Raw genomic sequence first — 1,177 nt, 5'->3', positions numbered from 1 at the left:
CCCACCCTTGTAATAGCGCAATCAGATATTGTCGGGGTGTTCCGAGAGGAATGGCCTGCCGCGACTGCAACCGCGGCAGGCCGCTGGCGATCGGATCGCGCCCACCCTGAGCAGTTTGTGGCTGCCCTGTAGCAGGATCGCGCCAGCACCTTCATCGGACCCGGATGGTTGCCGGAACAATCAGGTTCGCTTCACAAGGCAGGGTCGACGAGGATGACACAGACTAGCATGACGACGGCGGGAATCGATACGTCTAAAGGGAAGCTCGACATCGCAGTTCATGGTCGAGACGGGTGCTGGGAGGTCGCCAACGACCTGCCCGGTTGGCGTAAACTGGCGCAACTGCTGAGCAAAGCTGGCGTGAGGCGGGTCGGGATCGAGGCGACCGGCGGTTACGAGCGCGGTGTGGTGGAGCACTTGCGTGCGGCCGGCTTCGTCGTGCTGGTGCTTCAGCCGATCCAGGTCAAGGCGTTCGGCCGCTCACGGTTGCGTCGCGCCAAGAACGATATGCTGGATGCAGCGCTGATTGCCGCTTGTGCGGCCTCGCTCGAACAGGAGAGAAGCGCGCCGGATCCGCGCCTGGCGGAGCTCGCCGAGCAGCTCACCTTCCTTGAGCAGATCGAGGAGGACATCAAGCGCTTCAAGACCCGGCTCGAGCATCTCGATAAGCCTGGGCTGCGCCGCATCGTGCTGGATGACATTGCCCGATTGAAGGCACGCCGGCTCTCCCAGATCCGTCACATCGCCGAGCAACTGCGCGCTCACCACGATCTCGCTGTTCGCCTTGACCTGGTGACGAGCATTCCCGGGATCGGTGAACGCACCGCGCTGGCATTGCTGATCCGCATGCCTGAACTCGGCCGTGTCAGCCGCGAAGAAGCCGCAGCCCTTGCCGGGCTGGCTCCCTTCGACAACGACAGCGGACAATACAAGGGCCAACGCCACATTGCCGGCGGCCGTGCTCGCCTGCGCCGCTCCCTGTTCGCCGCGGCTCTACCGGCCGCCTTCCGCTGGAATAAGGCCGTCATGGCGTTCTATGCCCGCCTGACTGCGGCCGGCAAGGCCCACAACGCCGCTCTCATCGCATGCGCCCGCAAGCTGCTGATCTACGCCAACACCGTCGTGCAACGGGGAACGCCGTGGACTGAAAAAACCCTCGGCGTTTAATGGTTGCTAC

The 1,177-nt window shown here is 63.8% G+C and carries 1 protein-coding gene; it reads left to right on the top strand.

From position 1 onward, the window contains the following. Nucleotides 1-228: 228 nt before the first annotated feature. Nucleotides 229-1,167, top strand: a complete 939-nt coding sequence (locus SO156_RS45810; protein ID WP_498539459.1) for an IS110 family RNA-guided transposase — start codon at nt 229-231, stop codon at nt 1,165-1,167. Nucleotides 1,168-1,177 lie beyond the last annotated feature (10 nt).

Source organism: Bradyrhizobium sp. UFLA05-125, assembly GCF_059803515.1.
This window is presented reverse-complemented; position numbering and strand designations above follow the sequence as displayed.